The organism is Paenibacillus sp. EKM211P, from assembly GCF_011066175.1.
GTDB classification, from domain to species: domain Bacteria; phylum Bacillota; class Bacilli; order Paenibacillales; family Paenibacillaceae; genus Paenibacillus; species Paenibacillus polymyxa.
The window spans coordinates 91,553-111,863 of the sequence record NZ_JAAMNS010000012.1 but is presented as its reverse complement, the minus strand read 5'-3'; the positions used below and the strand labels follow the sequence as shown (position 1 = coordinate 111,863).

Annotated in this window: 20 protein-coding genes and 1 other RNA gene; 13 read left to right on the top strand and 8 right to left on the bottom strand. The window is 45.0% G+C overall.

Translation table 11 applies throughout. From position 1 onward, the window contains the following. Nucleotides 1–76: 76 nt before the first annotated feature. The 3 genes from G9G57_RS17225 to G9G57_RS17215 all read left to right on the top strand — a co-directional run bounded on the left by G9G57_RS17225 (nt 77) and on the right by G9G57_RS17215 (nt 2,477). Nucleotides 77–1,156: a tetraprenyl-beta-curcumene synthase family protein gene (locus tag G9G57_RS17225; RefSeq protein WP_016819723.1), complete on the top strand. Its 1,080-nt coding sequence runs from the start codon at nt 77–79 to the stop codon at nt 1,154–1,156. A 23-nt stretch (nt 1,157–1,179) separates the two neighbouring features. After that, nucleotides 1,180–2,151, top strand: coding sequence for a 6-phosphofructokinase (pfkA, locus tag G9G57_RS17220; protein WP_016819724.1), 972 nt, complete (start codon nt 1,180–1,182; stop codon nt 2,149–2,151). 116 nt (nt 2,152–2,267) lie between these two features. Continuing rightward, nucleotides 2,268–2,477, top strand: coding sequence for a DUF3906 family protein (locus G9G57_RS17215; protein ID WP_017425844.1), 210 nt, complete (start codon nt 2,268–2,270; stop codon nt 2,475–2,477). On the opposite strand, the gene G9G57_RS17210 is transcribed toward G9G57_RS17215, so the two are convergent. From G9G57_RS17210 to G9G57_RS17195, 4 genes are all read right to left on the bottom strand, one after another. After that, nucleotides 2,474–3,844, bottom strand: coding sequence for an MATE family efflux transporter (locus G9G57_RS17210; RefSeq protein WP_016819726.1), 1,371 nt, complete (start codon nt 3,842–3,844; stop codon nt 2,474–2,476). The genes G9G57_RS17215 and G9G57_RS17210 overlap by 4 nt on opposite strands. A 193-nt stretch (nt 3,845–4,037) precedes the next feature. Continuing rightward, nucleotides 4,038–5,216, bottom strand: a complete 1,179-nt coding sequence (locus G9G57_RS17205; protein WP_016819727.1) for a putative glycoside hydrolase — start codon at nt 5,214–5,216, stop codon at nt 4,038–4,040. 217 nt (nt 5,217–5,433) lie between these two features. Then, nucleotides 5,434–5,622, bottom strand: a complete 189-nt coding sequence (locus tag G9G57_RS17200) for a hypothetical protein (RefSeq protein WP_014599634.1) — start codon at nt 5,620–5,622, stop codon at nt 5,434–5,436. Between the two features lie 172 nt (nt 5,623–5,794). Then, nucleotides 5,795–6,616: a YitT family protein gene (locus G9G57_RS17195; RefSeq protein WP_044785498.1), complete on the bottom strand. Its 822-nt coding sequence runs from the start codon at nt 6,614–6,616 to the stop codon at nt 5,795–5,797. Between the two features lie 326 nt (nt 6,617–6,942). Between G9G57_RS17195 and G9G57_RS17190 the strand changes: the two genes are divergently transcribed. The 4 genes from G9G57_RS17190 (at nt 6,943) to G9G57_RS17175 (ending at nt 10,360) form a co-directional block, all read left to right on the top strand. Continuing rightward, a complete protein-coding gene (locus G9G57_RS17190) occupies nt 6,943–8,520 on the top strand; it encodes a DEAD/DEAH box helicase (RefSeq protein ID WP_013370492.1) in 1,578 nt (525 codons plus the stop codon). 217 nt (nt 8,521–8,737) lie between these two features. After that, nucleotides 8,738–9,499 (top strand): YesL family protein, encoded by a 762-nt coding sequence (locus G9G57_RS17185; RefSeq protein WP_016819729.1) that lies wholly within the window; start codon nt 8,738–8,740, stop codon nt 9,497–9,499. 58 nt (nt 9,500–9,557) lie between these two features. Next, a non-coding RNA gene (ssrS, locus tag G9G57_RS17180) (6S RNA) lies at nt 9,558–9,752 on the top strand. A gap of 215 nt (nt 9,753–9,967) precedes the next feature. Then, entirely contained in the window at nt 9,968–10,360 is a 393-nt protein-coding gene (locus G9G57_RS17175; RefSeq protein ID WP_039277012.1) for a DUF1499 domain-containing protein, read from the top strand. Between the two features lie 93 nt (nt 10,361–10,453). Here the strand turns inward: G9G57_RS17175 and tpx are convergent, their stop codons facing one another. After that, on the bottom strand, nt 10,454–10,972 hold the full coding sequence (gene tpx / locus G9G57_RS17170; RefSeq protein ID WP_013370495.1) for a thiol peroxidase: 519 nt from the start codon (nt 10,970–10,972) through the stop codon (nt 10,454–10,456). 121 nt (nt 10,973–11,093) lie between these two features. On the opposite strand from tpx, the gene G9G57_RS17165 reads away from it, so the two are divergent. Next, nucleotides 11,094–11,717 (top strand): rhomboid family intramembrane serine protease, encoded by a 624-nt coding sequence (locus G9G57_RS17165; RefSeq protein ID WP_016819731.1) that lies wholly within the window; start codon nt 11,094–11,096, stop codon nt 11,715–11,717. Nucleotides 11,718–11,815: 98 nt separating this feature from the next. Continuing rightward, nucleotides 11,816–12,745: a LysR family transcriptional regulator gene (locus G9G57_RS17160; protein WP_025364562.1), complete on the top strand. Its 930-nt coding sequence runs from the start codon at nt 11,816–11,818 to the stop codon at nt 12,743–12,745. A gap of 97 nt (nt 12,746–12,842) precedes the next feature. On the opposite strand, the gene G9G57_RS17155 is transcribed toward G9G57_RS17160, so the two are convergent. Both G9G57_RS17155 and G9G57_RS17150 read right to left on the bottom strand, forming a co-directional pair. After that, nucleotides 12,843–13,514, bottom strand: a complete 672-nt coding sequence (locus tag G9G57_RS17155) for a zinc metallopeptidase (protein ID WP_016819733.1) — start codon at nt 13,512–13,514, stop codon at nt 12,843–12,845. Nucleotides 13,515–13,556: 42 nt separating this feature from the next. Continuing rightward, a complete protein-coding gene (locus G9G57_RS17150) occupies nt 13,557–13,988 on the bottom strand; it encodes a MerR family transcriptional regulator (RefSeq protein WP_023988024.1) in 432 nt (143 codons plus the stop codon). A gap of 293 nt (nt 13,989–14,281) precedes the next feature. Here G9G57_RS17150 and G9G57_RS17145 point away from each other — a divergent pair, with 293 nt between their 5' ends. From G9G57_RS17145 to G9G57_RS17130, 4 genes are all read left to right on the top strand, one after another. Next, the gene (locus tag G9G57_RS17145) at nt 14,282–15,685 is read left to right on the top strand and encodes an ammonium transporter (protein ID WP_016819736.1); all 1,404 of its coding nucleotides are present in this window, start codon (nt 14,282–14,284) and stop codon (nt 15,683–15,685) included. 48 nt (nt 15,686–15,733) lie between these two features. Next, a complete protein-coding gene (locus G9G57_RS17140) occupies nt 15,734–16,816 on the top strand; it encodes a DUF294 nucleotidyltransferase-like domain-containing protein (RefSeq protein ID WP_164965295.1) in 1,083 nt (360 codons plus the stop codon). Further along, a complete protein-coding gene (locus G9G57_RS17135; RefSeq protein ID WP_164965294.1) occupies nt 16,813–17,550 on the top strand; it encodes an exonuclease domain-containing protein in 738 nt (245 codons plus the stop codon). The genes G9G57_RS17140 and G9G57_RS17135 overlap by 4 nt, the downstream gene beginning before the upstream one ends. Nucleotides 17,551–17,723: 173 nt before the next feature. After that, entirely contained in the window at nt 17,724–18,353 is a 630-nt protein-coding gene (locus G9G57_RS17130; RefSeq protein WP_164965293.1) for a TlpA family protein disulfide reductase, read from the top strand. Between the two features lie 56 nt (nt 18,354–18,409). On the opposite strand, the gene cimA is transcribed toward G9G57_RS17130, so the two are convergent. Then, the gene (gene cimA, locus G9G57_RS17125; protein ID WP_164965292.1) at nt 18,410–20,026 is read right to left on the bottom strand and encodes a citramalate synthase; all 1,617 of its coding nucleotides are present in this window, start codon (nt 20,024–20,026) and stop codon (nt 18,410–18,412) included. Between the last annotated feature and the right edge of the window lie 285 nt (nt 20,027–20,311).

The following is a 20,311-nucleotide window of genomic DNA, read 5'->3' as shown; positions in this document are numbered from 1 at the left end:
AAAGGTCGATCATATTATAATGAATATGGTTTGGATAGGTATAATTACGTAGACAACAATGTGGAGGCACCGTCATTTGAGTTATGTTGAGCAAGGACGTTATCAAGTACCGAGAGGCCCCATAGGTCTAATGAGCCGAATGTACAAGCACATTCTCCCTGAAACGAAACAAGAATTGAGTAACTGGAAGAGCAAGGCCGAACAAATTCCGGACCCTGAGCTGAGAAGTCAGGCGCTTGCGAGCATAGCAGAGAAGACGTTTCACTGCGTGGGGGGAGCGGTTTATGCTGCAGCCAATATGTCTGACCGGCAGACGCTAATTCCACTGATTGTGGCGTACCAGACGATTAGCGATTATCTGGACAACCTGTGTGATCGCAGTACGTCGATGGACCCGGATGATTTCAGGTTGCTGCATCAGTCGATGCTGGATGCGGTTAATCCGACGGCTAGGCCAGTGAATTATTATGAGTTGCGTCGTGAGCAGGAGGATGGCGGTTATTTGACCGGGCTGGTGACAACCTGTCAGTCTTGTGTAAGCAGGCTTCCGGGCTATGAGGCGGCAATGCCTTACGTTCAGGATTTGGCGCGATTATACACGGATTTGCAAGTATACAAGCATATTAAACCCGAGCTGCGGGAACAAGCGCTTTTGGACTGGTGGTCGATTCATAAAGACCGTACACCCGAGCTGCGCTGGAACGAGTTTGCTGCGGCTACTGGCTCAACCCTGGGGGTCTTTATGCTGTTTCTTGCTGCCAGCGACCGGCATCTCACAGATGCGGGGGCTGCCTCAATACATGCATCGTATTTTCCACATGTGTGCAGTCTTCATATTTTGCTGGATTATCTAATCGATCAAGACGAAGACCGGAAGGGCGGAGATCTTAACTTTTGCAATTATTATGAAGATACCGACATGATGCTGGACCGGATCGCCTACGTTGTGAATCGGGCGCGGGCTGATATTGCAGATGTCCCTGCCAGCTCCTTTCACCGGATGATTATCGAGGGATTGCTGGCTTTATATTTATCCGACCCCAAAGTTAGTGAGCAGCAGGATGTTCGCGCTGTTTCGAGACGTTTAATGAAAAATAGTCCGCTCATGCGTTTGTTTTTCTTATTAAACAGTCGATGGATAAGAAGGCTTATATGATTATTTTGAGGAGGTCATAAATCATGACAGCAGTTAAGAAAATTGCAGTATTAACAAGTGGTGGAGATTCACAAGGGATGAACGCGGCAGTTCGCGCCGTCGTGCGTAGCGGATTGTATTTTGGACTGGAAGTATTCGGGATTCAACGTGGATATCAAGGCCTTTTGAACGATGATATTTTTCCAATGGACCTGAGAAGCGTCGGAGATATTATCCAACGTGGGGGTACTGTACTTCAATCTGCAAGATGTCTGGAATTTACGACTGAAGAAGGTCAGAAGCGTGGCGCTGAAATTTTGCGTAATCGTGGAATTGACGGCGTAGTCGTCATCGGTGGCGACGGTTCTTATCAAGGGGCTAACAAGCTGACCAAGCAAGGCATTAAAACCATGTGTCTTCCAGGAACAATTGACAATGATATTTCCTTCACAGACTACACCATTGGTTTTGATACGGCGGTAAGTATTGTAGTGGACGCAATCAACAAGCTGCGTGATACGATGTCTTCCCATGAACGTTCTTCCATCGTGGAAGTTATGGGACGCCATTGTGGAGATATTGCTCTCCATGCGGGTCTGGCTTCCGGTGCAGAAACGATCTTGGTACCTGAGGTAGAATTTGACCTGAATGAAGTATCCGATCGGATGAAACAAAACTTCAAACATGGCAAACGCCACAGTATCATTATCGTTGCTGAGGGTGTAGGCAAAGGCGAAACAGTAGCCAAAGTAATCCAAGAAAACTGTCCGGATTATGAGCCTCGTGTTACAGTGCTTGGACACATTCAACGTGGAGGTACACCAACCGCGTTTGACCGCAACCTGGCAAGCCGTTTGGGTGACTTTGCTGTTCGTCAATTGATTGAGGGTGTATCTGACAAAGCTTGCGGAACGATCGACGGTAAGCTGGTAGCTACAGATATTGGCAAGGTTGTAAGCACCAAAAAAGATTTCAACATGGAGCTTTATGAGTTGGCTCTGCGTTTGTCCCAATAATAAGAACCTTTACGTTTAGTAGATGGGCTCTGATATGGGGAAAATTAAACTTATGCGGATGACCTGAGTCATCCGCTATTTTTTAGCTTTGAATAGGGGTCAGGAGGTAATCATGCATGTATTTATTCAAAATGGAAGTGGACAGCTCGGAAGGAGCACTGACCGTCATTCTTGCTGCTGAGAATGAGGAACAGGCATTTGAGGAAATGGACCAACATGTGGAGAGACACTTTTTATATCCCCCCGAGCTAAAGGAAGTGGCTATCGTAGAGAAGAAACGAATTACTGCTGGTGTAGCATATGTAATCGAAACACGCAAAGACTAAGTAGCCTTTGCGTGTTGTTTTTGTTCGGCAAAACGATGTTGCACTCTTACCAAACGCCAGAGAAGTAAAATGGCGCCTACGGCCAGACCTGTAATCAAGCCAATCCAGTAGCCGTAAGGTCCCCACGTGGTCCAGCGTGCAAGTATATACCCTACAGGAAGCCCAATTACCCAATAGGACAGGAATGTGAGTAAAAAGGCCGGATTGACATCTTTATACCCGCGTAGCGCTCCTTGTGTTGGTGTAGCGACAGCATCAGAGATCTGAAAGAAAATCGCATAGATTAAAAAGTGCTGGGCCAATTGAATGACCTGCAGGTCAGTAGAGTAAAGTCGAGCGACCTGTTCACCCCAGATAAGCAGTATAATAGCTGTAATCAATGATAGGCCTACTGCGCTGCTAATGCCCATTACGCTATACGTTTTGGCATCTCGTGGACGGGAAGCTCCTGTTTCAAATCCGACCAAAATCGTAAGTGCCATGCAAATACTGAGTGGAATCATATACAGCGTAGATGCAAAGTTCATGGCTGCCTGATGAGCGGCTATGGTAGCTGTGTTATAGCTGCTCATGAAGAGCGTGACAGCTGAAAAGACGGCAGTCTCAAAAAATATAGCAAATCCAATAGGTACCCCGATTTTGATAAGTTCTTTTAAAGCACTGGCCGCAATCCCGTATATTTTGCTAAAGATTCGGTATTCGGCAAATATTTTTCCTCGGTGCGCAGTAATACCAGCGACCAGCATAATAATCCAGTAGGTGGTAGCCGTTGCTACCCCGGAGCCTACACCCCCCAAACGGGGAAAACCCCAGTTACCATAAATAAGTAGATAGTTCAATAAAACATTGATGGGCAATGACATGAGCGTGATTAACATCGTAAAACGGGTTTGTCCTAATGCATCCATAAAGCTTCGGAGCACAGTGTAGGCAAATAGAGGGACAACACCAAAGGCCATCGCACAAAGATAGTACAGAGCCACATTATGAACTCTCAATTCCAGATTCATACCGTTTAATATAGGCTTTACCAAAATGATGCCAGCAATTAAAACGACGATGGATAGGGCGAGAGACAGCCAAAGAGCCTGAATGACATAGTAGGAGACTTTATCTTTGCGTTGTGCACCCACCAATTGGGATACAATGGGGGTAATAGCCATAAGTATGCCATTAAGGCCTGTTTGTACAGGGACCCATAGGCTTACTCCGATAGCTACTCCAGCTAGATCGGCAGGGGAAAAGTGTCCCGACATATTCGTGTCGAAAAAAGTCATGGCAGATAGTGCAAGCTGGGTAATCAGAATAGGGAGCAAAATGTAAAAAAGCTGCTTCCATTTCTGTCCCATGGTTAGAGTCAATTGCATTTTTGTTATCCTCATTTACTAGGGTTTGATTATTTGTACATATCATAACATGTAAATTTTATTGTAAGGGATACTGCAACAATTGAACAGCCATAAAAAAGACTGCATCCGTTCGTCAAACAACGGGGCAGTCTTCGATAATAAAGATATAAGTTCTAAAATTCGTATAAAAAAAGAGGAGTCAGAAGGATAGTTATTTGTAGGTTACTCCGCTTGTATAGCGGTTAGTGGCATTCCAGAGTAAATATTCGTCCACCTTCATGTCCTTAAGCGCGCGAATTTGGTCCTCGACTTGTGTTTTCCCATACTTGGCATAATGTCCGCTTCCTAACCAACTTGCGGTAAAATCCTGAATCCACGGACGAATAATTGGCTTTAGCTTGCCTGTAGGATCGAGTTTTTTGTGTGTATCGGCCATGGAGCCTTTGATCGTCTGGTAGGGGTTTTTATCTGGGTCCTTTACACCAAACCAGCCTGTTGTATAGTGACTTGGATAAACCATCGGTGAAATGACATCCACATTTTCAGAAATTTTAGTGAAATCCTGTCCGATACCCTCGGCAGCAGGAACGGATGCGGCATATCCGAAAATATCTACCGATACCCTCACACCTAGTGGAGCAAGCTCTTTACGGGCATATTGTACGAATTCAGCGACCGTATCCGAGCGGGATTGATCGGATTTGGTATATTTTAGTTTGTCTGCTCTTTTTTCAAAACCTTCAGGGAAACGTACATAGTCAAATTGGATTTCCTTAAAACCGAGTTTTGCTGCTTCCTTGGCAATGGCGATATTATAATCCCATACTTCTTTATTATAGGGATTGACGAACCCATCTCCCTTGCCGTTTTTCCAAACAGAGCCGTCAGCATTGCGGAAGGACATCTCAGGATTTTTGTTGGCCAATACCGTATCCTTAAATACAACAATACGAGCAATCGGATAGACATTATGTTTTTTCAAACGGTCCATCAAACCGGAAATATCTTTAATGAATTTTTGCGGCTTGCCCAATTTCAGAAGCTCGGGGTTGGTCGTTGGATAAGTGATGTAACCTGCATCGTCCTTAATATCGATAACCATGGAATTGAGCTCTGTCTTGTCCAGTAATTCGAGTAGCTGAGTCATACGTGAACCGCCTGCGCTATAGGCTGTGACATAGATACCTTTAATAGCTGGCGTGGTCGGCTGTGGGTCAATTTTAACCGGCGGATTGGAGGCATCTACCTTTGTATTACTGTGTTGTGCCTGGATCATGGCACTGCTGATTGTCGTTGCCACCGTATCTTTTACATTTGGAGCGTTGGCTGACTGGCCCCCGTTTCCGCCTATTCCCATTGCCAATAGCATAATTGCCCAAATCATATTCATTTCCTAACTCTCTCCCTTATGTATGGCGCTTACCTGATTATACGTAAAGTTATGGATCGAAAAAACAACACGCTTGTAACCAATACTGGTACCATCAGGCATAGTCTTACATGATTAACCTAACTATCGCTCGATGAATCCGTAAATAGGCATAAATAATGCCGCTCTCTTCACGGTTGTGGATGCAACCGGAAGAAGCGGCACTTGGCAAGAAAATTTATTGAAGATAGTTATTGTCTTGGTGCTCACAAATACTGTACTGAATAATTTCAAGCGCATCCGTTGGCTTGAGTATGGACAACCCGTCTCGAAGCACAATCATCGAGTTTAGCTCATTCTTTTTGAGAGAAGGGAGCATTTCCGGGTACCATCTTAAGACAATGTCGGACAGTTTTACCGTTTCCATTTCCACAAAAATCACCCTTTCCTGCTCGGAATCATTCCAAAAGAATCATTCAATACGATTCGGAAAAGCAAAGTGCCTGTGAAATAGCAGGTAAAGCTGGTCTTTATATACTATGGGAACAGCGCACATATAGTGTACCACAAAAACAGTATTTTGACACTTGGGTTTGTGCTTATCTTCGGCGGAATGAACCCATTACTCCAACCGTTTCCACAATATTGACAAAAGCAGAAGGGTCTACTTCCTTAATGATGCGTTTTAATTCAACAAGCTCGTAGCGTGTCGTAACAGTCATCAGCATGTCCTTTTCGGTATGTGAAAATGCACCTTCAATTTTTATTTTGCTGACACCTCGTGGCGTGGTCAACATTCGGCTGAGTAGCTGGTCAGTGTGCTCTGTAATGATGTAGACGGTGATCTTCGTATGGCTTACATAGATTTGATCCAACACTTTACCAGTCACAAAAATGGATAACATAGAAGCCAGTGCAATATTCCAATCATCGTTCAAATATCCCGCTGCGAGAATGACCAGTCCATTCATGCCCACAAGTACAGTTCCGACGGGGAAGTCCCGATAAGTGGTGACGATGGAACCGATTATGTCAAAACCGCCTGTAGACCCTCCTACCCGAAAGGAAATTCCCGCTCCAATGCCTACCATGACCCCTCCAAAGACAGAGGCCAACAGGGGATCAGACACAACAGAATGTACGGGCACCCAGGCCAAAATCCACGTGGTAACGATAACCGATAGAATGCTCAGACTAATAAAACGCTTGCCTAAAATAAACCAGCCTGCAATAAGCATCGGGATATTGATGATAAAATACATGGTGCTGATATCGAATTTTGTGAAATAGCCAATTAGCATGGAAAGTCCGGCTACTCCCCCGCTCAGCAAGTGATGTGGGACGAGAAACAGATTAAAACCGCATGCTATGGCAGCGGCTCCCAGAATAACAGTTAAGCAGTTTAACACTATTTTTAACAACTTTTTTTCACCTCATTTTAATTATACAGAAAGCAACTTACTGGTATTCATGAATTGTTCTGTGCTATAATGCGATGTGGATATTCTTGAGTAGGGACCTATGTCCAGAGAAACACTTAAAATTTAAACTGTTTTAAAAAGGGTAAATTCGTTTAAGATGTATCGGATAGGGTTCCCCGAATTCATTACAGAAAGATGCAGTTATAGAGTTAAATAAACTGTCACTGTATTGGGGAAAACTTATACAATAATATCGCTACTTAAGAATACAGACAACATTGTGGATTGTCCACCACATCCACCATTATGAAGGAGTTTGAATAAATTTGACGACATTTGCAGAATTTGATCTTGAACCGAAGGTAATTCAGGCGATTACGGAGCTGGGATTCGAAGAAGCAACACCTATTCAATCCAAATCCATCCCGATTGCATTGCAAGGGAAAGACATGATTGGTCAAGCCCAAACAGGTACTGGTAAAACTGCTGCGTTTGGTATTCCGATGATCAATAAAATTTCTAAGAACGATGAAAAAATCAGAGCCCTGATTATGGCTCCAACACGTGAGCTTGCTATTCAAGTGGCTGAAGAAATCGAAAAACTCTCCCGCTTTAAAGGTCTTCGCACTTTGCCGATCTATGGTGGACAAGATATCGTACGCCAGATTCGCGCTTTGAAAAAGAAACCTCAAATTATTATCGGTACACCAGGACGTTTGCTTGATCATATTAATCGTAAAACCATTAAGCTAGAAGACGTTAACACCGTTGTTTTGGATGAAGCAGATGAAATGCTGGACATGGGCTTCATGGAAGATATTCAGTCCATTCTGAAGCAAGTTCCAGACGAGCGTCAAACAATGCTGTTCTCGGCTACAATGCCTCCTAACATTAAAAGATTGGCTGAGCAATTCCTTAAAGATCCTGAGCATGTATCCGTTATTCCTAAACAAGTTAGTGCTCCGCTGATTGATCAGGCCTATATTGAAGTTCCTGAGCGTCAAAAATTCGAAGCATTAAGCCGTTTGATCGACATGGAATCCCCAGAACTTGCTATCGTATTTGGTCGCACTAAGCGCCGGGTAGACGAGCTGGCTGAAGCTCTGCAAAAACGTGGTTATTCCGCAGACGGTTTGCATGGTGACTTGTCTCAAAACCAGCGTGATGCTGTTATGCGTAAATTCCGTGACGGAAGTATTGACGTACTCGTAGCGACTGACGTTGCTGCCCGTGGTTTGGACGTTTCTGGCGTAACTCACGTTGTGAACTTTGACCTTCCGCAAGATCCAGAGAGCTATGTTCACCGTATCGGACGTACGGGACGTGCAGGTAAAGAAGGGGAAGCTTGGTCATTCGTAACGCCTCGTGAAATTGACCATTTGCATTTCATTGAGCGTGTAACCCGTCACCGCATTCCACGTAAGCCTCTTCCAACGTTGGCAGAAGCTCTGGAAGGCAAACAACGTATCATCGCAGAACGCCTTCTAGAGGTTGTAGAAAAAGGCGAGCTGAACGAGTACAAAGGTTTGGCTATTCAAATGCTGGAGCAATATGATTCTGTACAACTTCTCTCCGCAGCTCTGAAGCTGATGACTGGTGAGAAGAGAGAGGCATCTATTGAACTGACTCCGGAAGATCCGATCCGTGCAAAACGTCGTAAACCAGACGTGCGTTCTGGCGGACGCAAGCCTTCCAACTATAGTGGACGCAGCAACGGTGGCTACAATTCCAACCGTGGCGGTAGCGGCAGTAAAGGTGGATACGGCGGTTACAACCGTGGCAAAGAAGGCGGTGGCTACAACCGTGATTCCGGAAGCCGCTATAGTGGAGATCGCAAACCACGCCCGAGCAGCAATGGCGAAACTCGCCGTCCTGCAAGACGTGAAGATTCCTCTTCTGAATAATAAGAAATAAGTGATTAAAAAGTCGAAGCTAATGCTAGCTTCGGCTTTTTTTGATCGGTAAGTATGAATTTTATGGGATTTGCTTTAATGGACCACGTATGGATTTCACTAGCGCTTTAGGGATGAAATACGGTATGATATAGTCAAGAGCCGGAATTAACAGGCATAGCAACATAAGTCTTGGAACTGCCAAGGCTTGCGGAGGGAGAGACTAACATTGGAATTTAAAGGAGCTATGGGGGGGATTTACCGCCTAACCGAGTGGATTACCCGGCTGGCGGCTAGCAATTTGTTGTGGGTGTTATGTTCATCGCCTTTTGTATTCTGCCTCATACTGAAATTACTGGTTATGAATCAGAATTTGGCGAATGAATCGTTACAAATGAACTGGGCGATGGCTATTTTGGCACCGCTTACTTTATTTCCGGCAACATCGGCTTTGTTCTCAGTGGTTCGCAAATGGGTGATGGGCGATACCGATACAGGCGTGTTTCGTACCTTCTTTAAAGGATATAAAGAGAACTATAAGCAGAGTCTGATTGGGGGTATCTTTTACACGTTACTGTTTGTCGTCATGTATGTGGATTACACTGTATATATGACACAGCTCAGCAACTTGCAAATCGTGGGTGTTATCATGCTGATCCTCATCATTATTTTGCTTGTGTCTATGTTTAACTTCTTTTCGATGGTAGCTCATTATCATATGTCTACCGGACAAATTATTAAAAATGCGGTTTTATTGACGCTGATTCGACCATTCCGTGTATTTTCCACCATGCTCGGCAGCGCCGTTGTTATATACATTGGAGTTAAATATCCCGTGCTTTTCTTATTCTTCATCGGCAGTGTAGTTGCCTGGTTCGCTTTTTTTAATTTTTACGGAACCTTCCTCAAAATGCAGGATCAAATGGAGAAAATGAAACAGAAAGACGAAGAAAAGGCAACCATTGAAGACAAGAAAAGTGATAACCTCTAAAAATAAAACATATTTCTCCTAGCATTTACTTTCTGAGTGAGAAGCGCTATAATAAGGTCACATCCTGCGATGCACGTTACGGTCATTTGTTGTTTTGAACCAATGACAATGTCTAGGGAGATCTATACGAATGAATAGCTGAAAAGCCCTGTCAATTGCTGACAAGGGGACTTCAAAAGTTTATTCTGCGGTCACCCACCTGCTAAAGCAGGTTCAGAAGACGCTATGGTCGGACGGCATCGGCGGGTACTCCATAATGTAATGAACACACTCTGGTACTGCTTATGCAGAAACAGGGTGTTTTTTGTATGCAACAATGTTAAACTAAGACATGAGGTACTAAGGTCGCATACCACAGGCATGATCGGACTCAATTTCGGTTGTTTATCGTGTTTTATAAAGCGCTTGCAGCAGAGGAAGCCGATGTGTCGTATGATAGGTAGCGATTATCGTGAAGGAGGAAATGTCTTGTCGTTGAAGAGGACTCTGGTAGGGATTGTGCGCAGCCAAGAAGGTACAAGCGACCGGGTCAAGGACCCCCAAATGAAGACACGCTATTATAACTTATCGAGAGACAAGGCTTGGGAAGAAGTATCATCTATCCTAAAAAAGATTCCTGGCTACAAGGTGCTCCATGAGGTAGCATCTGTAGGTGAGATTACGTTGGAGAAGCGAACGGCGTTCGGCAGAACCGTCGACATTACCGTTTCGATTTTATCTGTCTCGCCAGTTCGAAGTGCGGTGGATATTTATTCTGCTTCACGTGGATCGTTAGGGGACTTGGGTGCCAATTACCGCATTATTTTGCAACTGTTCACTATGATCGACAAGAAGCTGTCTGCTTATAAGGTCGTACAGTAGTAGCAGGTTGTGGGAGCAGTGATGTGGTAGACAAACATCAAAAAAAGCGAGGAAGGCAATCCTTCACTCGCTTTTTTAATATTCGGTCCTGATTTAGACCAGTTTTTTTACGGCTGCAATCGCTTGATCATAGTCAGGATGCTCGGCCATTTCGCTCAAGTATTCTACGTAAGCGATTTTGTCATTTTGGTCAATGACAAAAATAGCTCTATGATCCAAATGGAATTCCTTAATGAATACACCATAAGCTTCACCAAAGGAATGATCTTTGTAGTCGGACAGTGTCAATACGCGATCAATACCAGCCGCACCGCACCAACGAGCTTGAGCGAAAGGCAAATCCACGCTGACCGTCAGTACCACAACTTGGTCCCCCAGGGAGTCTGCTTCCTGGTTGAAACGTCGCGTCTGTGCGTCACACACGCCTGTATCTAGAGAAGGGACAACGCTAATCAGTTTGACTTTGCCTGCAAAGTCTTGAAGCGTAGCTGCTTCCAATAAGTCTTTCTGTAATTTGAAATCAGGCGCCTGATCTCCAATTTTCAGTTCAGGACCTATGAGAGTCAAAGGATTGCCTTTAAAAGTAGCAACTCCTGTACGTTCTTGTGCCATATGTAATAGCCTCCTTTGGTTTTTGGCATTGGTTATCGTTGCCGAAATCTATTATAATCTTTTATAAAAGACATTGTCCAATTTGAATAAGGTGGAGACACCCCATGAAGGAAGGATTGCCTTGATTTTTTTACGTTATGAGAACTGGAAAAGTTATTTGCGGTTTTACCCGGTAACCTGTCTGATTTTGCTTATCAATATTGTGATGTTTATTGTACTGACCGTGCAAGGTGGATCGGAAAATAGTTTGACGCTGATCCGGTATGGGGCTTTGATTAATGAGGCGCCATTCACTGACCAGCTGTGGCGGTATGTGTCAGCTATGTTTTTACATGCAGGCTTTGATCATCTTCTGTTTAATTCCTTTGCAATACTTGTATTCGCTCCTCCGCTGGAGCGTTTGCTCGGGTCCTTACGATATGTGTTATTGTATCTAGTCACGGGCATTGTAGGGAATATACTGTCCATTGCACATTACAACATGCTGGCGGAAACGACAGTCTCTGTAGGAGCCTCAGGAGCGATTTATGGCATCTATGGGGCGTTTCTGTACGTTGCCTTATTCCAACGTTCCTTGATGGATGATGCTTCGCGCAAAACGCTGTACACGCTGCTTGGGTTTGGTATTCTGTTTTCTTTTGCTGTAGCGAACATTAACTGGACCGCTCACTTTGGGGGATTGCTCAGTGGGTTTTTCTTTTATGGATTATTGATTAGATTAACTGGCCAGCGCAAACGTCACTAAAGACAGCTTTATCGTAAGTTATCAGGGTAAGAAAGAGGATGATGTTCGATGGACATCTTCTTTCGGATGTTGAAAAACAGATTGGAGCGAATATCGGAGTGGAATTACGACAGTTGCAATACTTCATGAAAGTAGCGCAAAAAGAACATGTCACTCAGGCAGCCGAGGAGCTACATGTGGCGCAATCTGCGGTAAGTCGGCAAATTCATCAGCTTGAAGAAGAGCTGGGAGTTAATCTTTTTATGCAAAAGGGTCGCAATCTGCAGCTTACGCCAGTGGGACAGCTATTTTGCAAACGGGTGGAAACGATCATGAAAGACCTGGAGCGGGCTGTTTTGGAAGTGCATGAGTTTTTAGACCCTGAGGGGGGCGAAATCCGTATCGGTTTTCCGCACAGTTTGGGGATTCATCTTATTCCTACAGTGGTGGCTGAATTCCGTAAGCGGTATCCCAATGTTAAATTCAGATTTAAACAAGGAATGTACCCGAGTTTAATTCGTGATGTGTTAGCGGGTGAGGTGGATTTGGCTTTTGTATCTCCTTTTCCAGATCGACATGACCATGTCGAGGGAGATGTGGTGTTAACCGAGGAGTTATTTGCAGTTCTCCCGCCTAATCATCCTTTGGCTTCAGCCGAACACATCACATTGAGCCAGCTTAAGGGAGAAAAATTCATCTTGTTCAGAGATGGATATTCGTTACGCCCGATTGTCTGGCAGGCCTGTCTGGAGGCTGGATTTACACCGGATATTGCTTTTGAAGGCGAAGAGACTGATACGATTCGCGGATTAGTAGCTGCAGGTATGGGGGTTAGTCTTCTGCCTGAAATGGCGCTGTTTCAGACTAACCCGTTGCAACCTGCAAGGGTGTCGATTGTTGATCCAGAGGTGACAAGAACGATTGGCTTGATTCATCGCAGAGATGACAAGCTTCCGTTAGTTGCTAAATCGTTCCGAACTTTTCTATTGCAATATTTTGGCCTTCATGGTAATGCTGCTACTTCGAACAAAACGGCAAAAGCAGATTGAGGCTACTAAGTATAGTTTATTGGCTTAAGATCAAGAAAAAAAGGTTGTTCCTCTACCGTCATTGGTGGAGGAACAACCTTTTTTGCAATACAAGTGATTAATCCCGGCTATTAAAGATGCCGATTAGGCGGATCAGTTCCAGCAAGGAAACGAGAGCTGCAGCCACATAGGTCAATGCAGCAGCATTTAAAACTTTAGCTATACCACGTTCTTCATCACTACGGATAAATCCTTCAGAAACCATGATTTCCCGTGCGCGATTAGAAGCATTAAACTCAACAGGCAATGTAATTAATTGAAAAGCAACAGTAGCCGAGAAGAAGATAATACCCAGACCGATCAGGTTCGTAAAGCTAAATAAGAAACCGGCAATCAGCAGAAATGGTGCAATCCCGGAAGCAAAGTTTACAATCGGAAAAATCCGGTGGCGAAGTGCCAGCATAGGATAATGCTCTTTATGTTGGATGGCATGACCGACTTCATGGCAAGCAACAGCAACCGCAGAAATGGATTTTTCGTAATAAACGGGCTCAGACAAGCGCACCACTCGTTGTATCGGATCATAATGGTCAGATAGCGCGCCAGGTACTGGCTCAATAGGCACATCGTGCAAGCCATTACGATCCAGCATGTGCCGAGCTGCATCATAACCAGTCAGTCCATTTTCATTTGGAACATCAGACCATTTGTTAAACGTACCTTTTACACGAAATTGCGCCCATAAGGATAATCCGAACGCAAGAATAATCAATATATACATACCCATCATAAAGCAACCCTCCATTATTGTTCATACTACTAGCTCGGGTATCTACATCATAGAACTATGCTCCAACAGATACTTCAAAGCCTCAATACAAGCAGCGCTTTGTGGCAAAAGACCGGTAAGCAGCTTGCGAGCTTGGACGGGCTTGAGCTGTCCGAGAAGAGGTTGTAGTTCATTGACTTCACGCTCTAGACGCTGCATGTGCATTTCTAGACTCGTTAATTTGTCAGTGACGTGCTCTTCTCCTGCAACGGAGTTCCATTTAATCAGTGTCTGTCTGATTTCCTCGAGGCTATACTTCTCTTGTTTCATTTGGTTAATACGTTCAAGCCTGTTTAAGGTTTCATCATTATAAAGCCGATAATTTTTCAATGATCGTTCTTCAGGCGTGATCAAACCGAGTTTAGTGTAATAATCAATCGTTCGTTCGCTGACACCAGCCGCTTTGGCTAGTTCACCAATTCGATATAGCTTCATATCCCCATCTGTCTTCACCTCGCGCTCTTCGTTCAATCTTCAATAATAACATCTTAAACCGAGAGTTTATAAAAGATATTTTACATGATCCTCAACCATACAGTCAAACGTTATGCTTTTGATGAACACAAACGAGCTATTTATATAGTCAGAAAATATGACATGAAAGATTTAAAGGCTTATTTTTTTAACATAATAAAAAAAATCTTGTCAACTTTCATGTATTCTGCTTATAATGACAATAAGAATTTCACGAAATGTAAAGAAACCTAACATTCGAGGGAGTGGTCTTCATGAGAAAAAAGTGGTTAGTTGTATTATTGGCCATGCTGACGGTTCTGGCTTTTCCTGTAGGTGCGTTCGCTGCTGACGGGCCCACAAATATCCAACTTCAAGCTGGACTAAACACGGCCTTTACGTTCTTGGCATTTATACTTGTGTTTTTCATGCAAGCGGGATTTGCATTGCTGGAGGCAGGCTCGACACGAATGAAGAACGCGGGTCATGTCGCTGGTAAAACGATTCTCACGACGGGTGTTGCGGCTTTGTCCTTCTGGGCTCTCGGATTTGGCTTCGGCTTCGGCAATGATGGTGGTAACGGATTTATGGGGCTGACGGGTTTCTTCATGAGCGGGACAGATGCTGCTGCATCGTTTGATACTCTTTCAGGTTTGGATGTTCCAATTACGATTATGTTTTTGTTTCACTTTGCTTTTGCTGCGGTATCTCTTTCGATCGCATGCGGGGGGATGGCAGAGCGTGCAAAATTAAGTGTATACATTATTTTCGGTATTTTGTTCTCCATCGTGATCTATCCAGTTGTAGCTCACTGGGTATGGGGCGGTGGCTGGCTTGGCAAGTTGGGAATGCAGGATTACGCTGGTTCAACAGTAGTCCATTTGACAGGTGCTACGGCGGCACTCGTCGCTACGCTGCTGCTCAAACCGCGTCTGGGCAAGTTTAATAAAGATGGCAAGCCGAACATTATCCCTGGTCATAATCAGGTGTACTCGATCCTGGGTGTTATTATTCTCTGGTTTGGCTGGTTTGGATTTAACCCAGGTAGTGCTGTTTCTGCGATGAATGACGGATTCTTTGGATATGTAGCCCTGACTACAAATATTGCTGCGGCGGCAGGCGGAGTTTTCGCATTGCTCGTATCTTGGATGGTATACGGAAAAGCAGATATTCCGGCTATGCTAAATGGTGTGCTGGCAGCCTTGGTTGCCATTACGGGTTCTTGTGCCTTTGTGGCACCTTGGGCGGCATTGGTCATTGGCGCAGTTGCAGGGATCGTCACATTCTTCACAGCGCAATGGTTTGAGCGTGCGAGAGTAGATGACCCGGTATATGCTTTCTCCGTACACGGTGTTGCAGGGATGTGGGGCGCGGTATCCACAGGGTTGTTCGCTACTCCTGAGCTTGTAAAAATAACAGGTGTAGGTCAAGCGGGCCTGTTCTATGGTGGTGGTTTTACGCAATTAGGAGTACAGTTGCTTGGACTGATTGGCACTTTGGCATTCGTATTCGTCATTTCCTTCATTATTTTGGGTGCGATGAAAGCTATTATGGGGATTCGTGTTACGGAAGAGGAAGAAACGATGGGACTTGATATCAGTGAACACGGTACGTACGGCTATCCAGAGCAAATGAAGTTAGTTACCGAAGCTGAAAAGCGTTCTGGAATTGTCAGCTAATATGTAAAATATAAAGAGCCAGTATGGGTGAGCGGAGGAGATGGAAGTATGGAACTGCAAAATATGGCCCCTTGGGTGAGTTCCGCCGAAGCGATTGATCATGCTGACACACCTGAGTCGTTAAGGCAGGCCAGGATCGGTTCTCAGAAATGGCTGCTGGCTTCCCAAGCCTCCGCTCCGTTATCAGACTGGTTACGAACGGCGAATGAAATGCATGACCGCATCGCGGCCAGAGCTGTACAAATGTGCGAAAAAGGGATGGTTGAGGATGGCTTTGGGCCTCCTCCCGTCCCTTACGCATTTATAGCCTTCGGAAGCATGGGGCGCTCGGAATCGACGCTGTGGAGTGACCAGGATAACGGTATGATTATCAGTGACCTTGTGTCTGCTGACAAAGAATTGTATTTCAGCGAGTTTGGTCGCAGAGTGTCTGCGATGCTAGAGTATTTGGGATATCCCAAATGCGAGGGGAAAGTGATGTGCTCGGAGCCATTGTGGCGCCATACATTGTCTGGATGGCAAGAACAGCTATCCAAATGGTCGGAGGATTTTGCTTGGGAGCCGATTCGTTATCTTATTATCTCGTCTGATATGAGACATATCGCAGGCGATCAGCAGTTGTCTGCAGAATGGAAGCGGAGTTTTTATAAGTTGTTCCGAAAACATCCCGATTTACCTTCAGCCGTACTTAGGAACACGGTAAGGCATAAAGCGACACTTAATATTTTAGGTCAGATCGTTACCGAGCGATTCGGTGAGCATGCAGGCGATTTTGATGTGAAATATGGGTTATACATTCCGTTGGTGAACGCCGTCCGTTTTTTGGCATTGCAACATGGTGTAGAGGAAACTTCTACCCTGAAAAGGCTCAGGCGTCTCGCATCACTTGAAGCGGCACCGTTGCCTTTACTTGATGCTTGCGAGCGAGCCTTTCGGGTCGCGCTTCAGCTTCGAATGGCTACTCCGGTAAAGGAGAAGGGTGGGTTGCTTCTCAGTAATGGCTATTTGGCTGTCAAGCCGCTGAAGCAAGGGAAAGGCTGGCATGAGTTGCGCGAGGCTCTTTCGACAGTACGACGGCTGCATCGTGCGTTGCAAAGGCAGCTACGATTTATGGAAGGGAGAAGGTCATGAAGGAACCGGCGCAGGGAGGTGGCTTCTGGAGTGCTCTCCGCAGAGGAGGAGTGCCGTCGGCAATCGCATCTGTAATGGGGGCTCCTACGGCTCAGCAGATGGCGTTTATTCGGTCCTTAACACGGGAACAACGGCGTTCTGAAGTATTGCGTACCCCGCTGGAGCGTTTGGAGACGGTAGTTTTTGATCTGGAGACAACGGGATTTTCGGCACAGCATGGAGATGAGATTTTATCGTTCGGAGCGATTCGGGTAGTCGGGGATGTGATTATGGAAAAAGAGCAGTTTTATACGCTTGTCAATCCGCGGACTGAGATTCCTGAACACATTACTGAGCTAACTGGGATTACCCGGGAAATGACGGATGAAGCTCCGCCGCTTATGAATGGACTACATGACTTTATGTCCTTTGTAGGTGGGCGGGTGCTTGTAGCGCATGCTAGCGCTCATGATAAGGCCTTTTTAAATGCTGCGCTATGGAAAACATCTAAAGTTCAGTTAACTCACCGTGTACTAGACACAATGATGCTCGCCAAATGGCTGGAGCCACAGCAACACCAAACCTATAGTTTGGATGAATTGTTGGCCTATCAATCCATTCCGATTGAAGGGCGGCATCATGCGTTAGAGGATGCGAAGATGACCGCTAAGCTATGGGTGGCGTATGTTCAGGAAATGCTGAAGCGTAATGTGACCAATTTGGCAGATATCTACGCGCATTTAAGCCATGCCTGATCAGTACAAGGCATAACATCTGACCTCACATAATAACAGCAAGTTCGCGATTTTCGTGGGTTTGCTGTTTTTTTGTGTCCTGTTCAGATTGTAGAAGGTTAGAGGTGGGAGTAGTATGGGCATCCTATGGGGAAGGATAAAGGTTATTTAGATGAAAGGTAGGTGATAAGACTTTGAAAAGATTTCTTTTCATCAGAGCAATAATGGTATTGGTTATGCTTGGGGCTTCATGGGGAATTATTGCAAACACAGTCAATGCAGCAAGCCTGCCCGTGAGAAATGCACCATTGGAAGAAAAGTACAAAGGTGAAAAAGAGCTTGAAATTGAGAAGAATGTAGGGACTGAATCTGATGCGGCAGAGGTAATGAAAAGAATCAAACCTGGGCAACAGCTTCCTTCTATGATTTTAAAGGGATTAAACGGCAAGTCCTACGATGTAGGGGCTCCGCGAAATAAAGCGATGATCATTAGCTTTTGGGCTTCGTGGTGCGATCCGTGCCGATTAGAAGCGCCTATGCTGAATGAATTGTATAGTAAATACAAACATGCTGTAGATGTGTATGGCATCAATGTAACCCGCTATGATCGATTAGAGGATGTGCAGAAGTTTTCCCGTTCTTTGGCCCTCCGATTCCCCATTTTACTGGATGAACAAGGAGCATTTTTTGAACAATTTGGAGGAGCGGCTTTTCCAACTCATGTAATGATTGACCATCATGGACAGGTACGAGAAATCATAATCGGCATGCTCAGTGAACGGGAATTGGAGGGTAAAATAGAAGCTCTTCAAAAAATAAAGTGACTTTAGGGGCCGATTAGATCGCCAAAGTCACTTTATTAGCTCATGCTTGTATTTGATTAGTGGTTAACTAAACCGTGATGAGTAAGCTCTGTTTGTTCATTTTTTGGAGTTGGCGCTTCCAGCAATGCGTAACGGAAGCTGTCCAAGAGAGCTTCCCAGCTCGCTTCAATAACATTTTCAGATACACCTACGTTACTCCAGACGTCCTCGTAATTTTTGGACTCAATGAGCACGCGTACCTTGGCGGCAGTGGCGTCTTTTTCGTCAAGCACACGCACCTTATAGTCAGCCAAATGCATGTCCCGCAAGGCTGGGAAATATTGAGAAAGAGCCTTGCGGAGTGCGTTATCAAGTGCATTGACAGGACCATTCCCTTCAGCTGCGGTATAGACACTTGTCCCTGCAACATTCAACTTTAAGAATGCCTCGGAGACGACCGATCGGCCCGCTGTTTTTTCCACTAGCACTTTAAAGGATTCAAATGAGAACATTTCCTTTACTTCACCGCCAGCTTCACGAATAAGCAATTCCAGCGAAGCATCCGCGCCTTCAAACTGATATCCCTGATGCTCAAGCTCCTTGATACGACTAATGACGCCATGTGCCTCATCACTGGACGGATCAAGGGTGATGCCCAGTTCTTGCGCCTTGGACACAACGTTGCTTTGTCCGGCCAGTTCGGAGACCAAGACCCGCTGCTTGTTCCCCACCAGTTCAGGAGCGATGTGCTCATAAGTTCGTGAGTCGCGCAGAATAGCTGACACGTGAATGCCTCCCTTATGGGCAAAAGCAGCATTGCCAACATAAGGCTGGTTTACAGGCAGATTAACGTTGGCGACTTCGCTCACAAAGCGAGCCGTATTGTGGAGTTGTTTTAGCTTCTCGGGATCTAGACAGTCGTAGCCCAGTTTGAGCTGCAAGTTCGGAATGACGGAGCAGAGGTTGGCGTTACCACATCGTTCACCGTAGCCGTTGATGGTGCCTTGGACCTGCCTTGCACCTGCTTGAACAGCACTTAGTGAGTTGGCTACTGCCAATTCGCAGTCATTGTGTGTATGAATGCCCAACTGTGACTTCGTTACCTGGCTTTGCAGTGTAGTAACAATTTCCTGTATTTCATGTGGCAGGGTACCGCCGTTGGTATCACACATCACGAGCCAATCCGCGCCTGCTTCCTCAGCTTTTTTCATAACGGCGAGTGCATACTCGGGGTTATTTTTATATCCGTCAAAAAAATGCTCGGCATCGAAAATAACCTCCATGCCCCCTTGCTTTAAAAAGGCGATGGAGTCGTAAATCATAGACAGATTTTCCTCCAATGTTGTCTGTAAAGCAGTGTGTACATGAAAATCCCATGATTTACCGACTAGAGTAGCGGCCTGAGCTCCGGATTCCAGAATCCGTTGCAGATTGACATCTTGCGCTGCGATGCTATCTTTGCGGCGCGTGCTGCCGAAGGCGACAATTTTTGCCTGAAGCCCCAGCTCTTGTACCCGTTTGAAAAATTCGATATCCTTGCTGTTGCTCCCGGGAATCCCGCCTTCAATATAGTGAACACCGAGATCATCGAGTTTTTTGGCGATTTTCAATTTGTCATCAGCAGACAAGCTAATTCCTTCTCCTTGAGTGCCGTCTCGCAGCGTTGTGTCAAAGATAGAAATAGCGGTGGACATGAGGGACTCCTCCTTCGCGGATTGCTCAGATTGGTGATGCTCTGCTTTTTTAAGCACATTAATTTAGGTGTTTAACGCTTAAAAACAGGAAAGCGTTAGTTTGTCGTGTTCGTATGATAGTCGATTATAACAACTAATGACTTCAAATGTAATATATAATTATCTTTTTTGAACACAAAACCTATATTTTTTATGTAAAATAGGAATAGCATTCAAGGGTAACCCAAGTATAAAATCAAAGGACATATTCCTGATCTAACGAGTGAATTACAGTTAAAAAGAAGG

Excerpts from the sequence above, each read along its gene's own strand:
- pfkA (WP_016819724.1), top strand. The coding sequence starts at position 1,180 with ATGACAGCAGTTAAGAAAATTGCAGTATTAACAAGTGGTGGAGATTCA.
- G9G57_RS17215 (WP_017425844.1), top strand. The coding sequence starts at position 2,268 with ATGTATTTATTCAAAATGGAAGTGGACAGCTCGGAAGGAGCACTGACC.
- G9G57_RS17210 (WP_016819726.1), bottom strand. The coding sequence starts at position 3,844 with ATGCAATTGACTCTAACCATGGGACAGAAATGGAAGCAGCTTTTTTAC.
- G9G57_RS17205 (WP_016819727.1), bottom strand. The coding sequence starts at position 5,216 with ATGAATATGATTTGGGCAATTATGCTATTGGCAATGGGAATAGGCGGA.
- G9G57_RS17200 (WP_014599634.1), bottom strand. The coding sequence starts at position 5,622 with ATGGAAACGGTAAAACTGTCCGACATTGTCTTAAGATGGTACCCGGAA.
- tpx (WP_013370495.1), bottom strand. The coding sequence starts at position 10,972 with ATGGCACAAGAACGTACAGGAGTTGCTACTTTTAAAGGCAATCCTTTG.
- G9G57_RS17155 (WP_016819733.1), bottom strand. The coding sequence starts at position 13,514 with ATGATGGGTATGTATATATTGATTATTCTTGCGTTCGGATTATCCTTA.
- G9G57_RS17150 (WP_023988024.1), bottom strand. The coding sequence starts at position 13,988 with ATGAAGCTATATCGAATTGGTGAACTAGCCAAAGCGGCTGGTGTCAGC.
- G9G57_RS17145 (WP_016819736.1), top strand. The coding sequence starts at position 14,282 with ATGAGAAAAAAGTGGTTAGTTGTATTATTGGCCATGCTGACGGTTCTG.
- G9G57_RS17140 (WP_164965295.1), top strand. The coding sequence starts at position 15,734 with ATGGAACTGCAAAATATGGCCCCTTGGGTGAGTTCCGCCGAAGCGATT.
- G9G57_RS17135 (WP_164965294.1), top strand. The coding sequence starts at position 16,813 with ATGAAGGAACCGGCGCAGGGAGGTGGCTTCTGGAGTGCTCTCCGCAGA.
- cimA (WP_164965292.1), bottom strand. The coding sequence starts at position 20,026 with ATGTCCACCGCTATTTCTATCTTTGACACAACGCTGCGAGACGGCACT.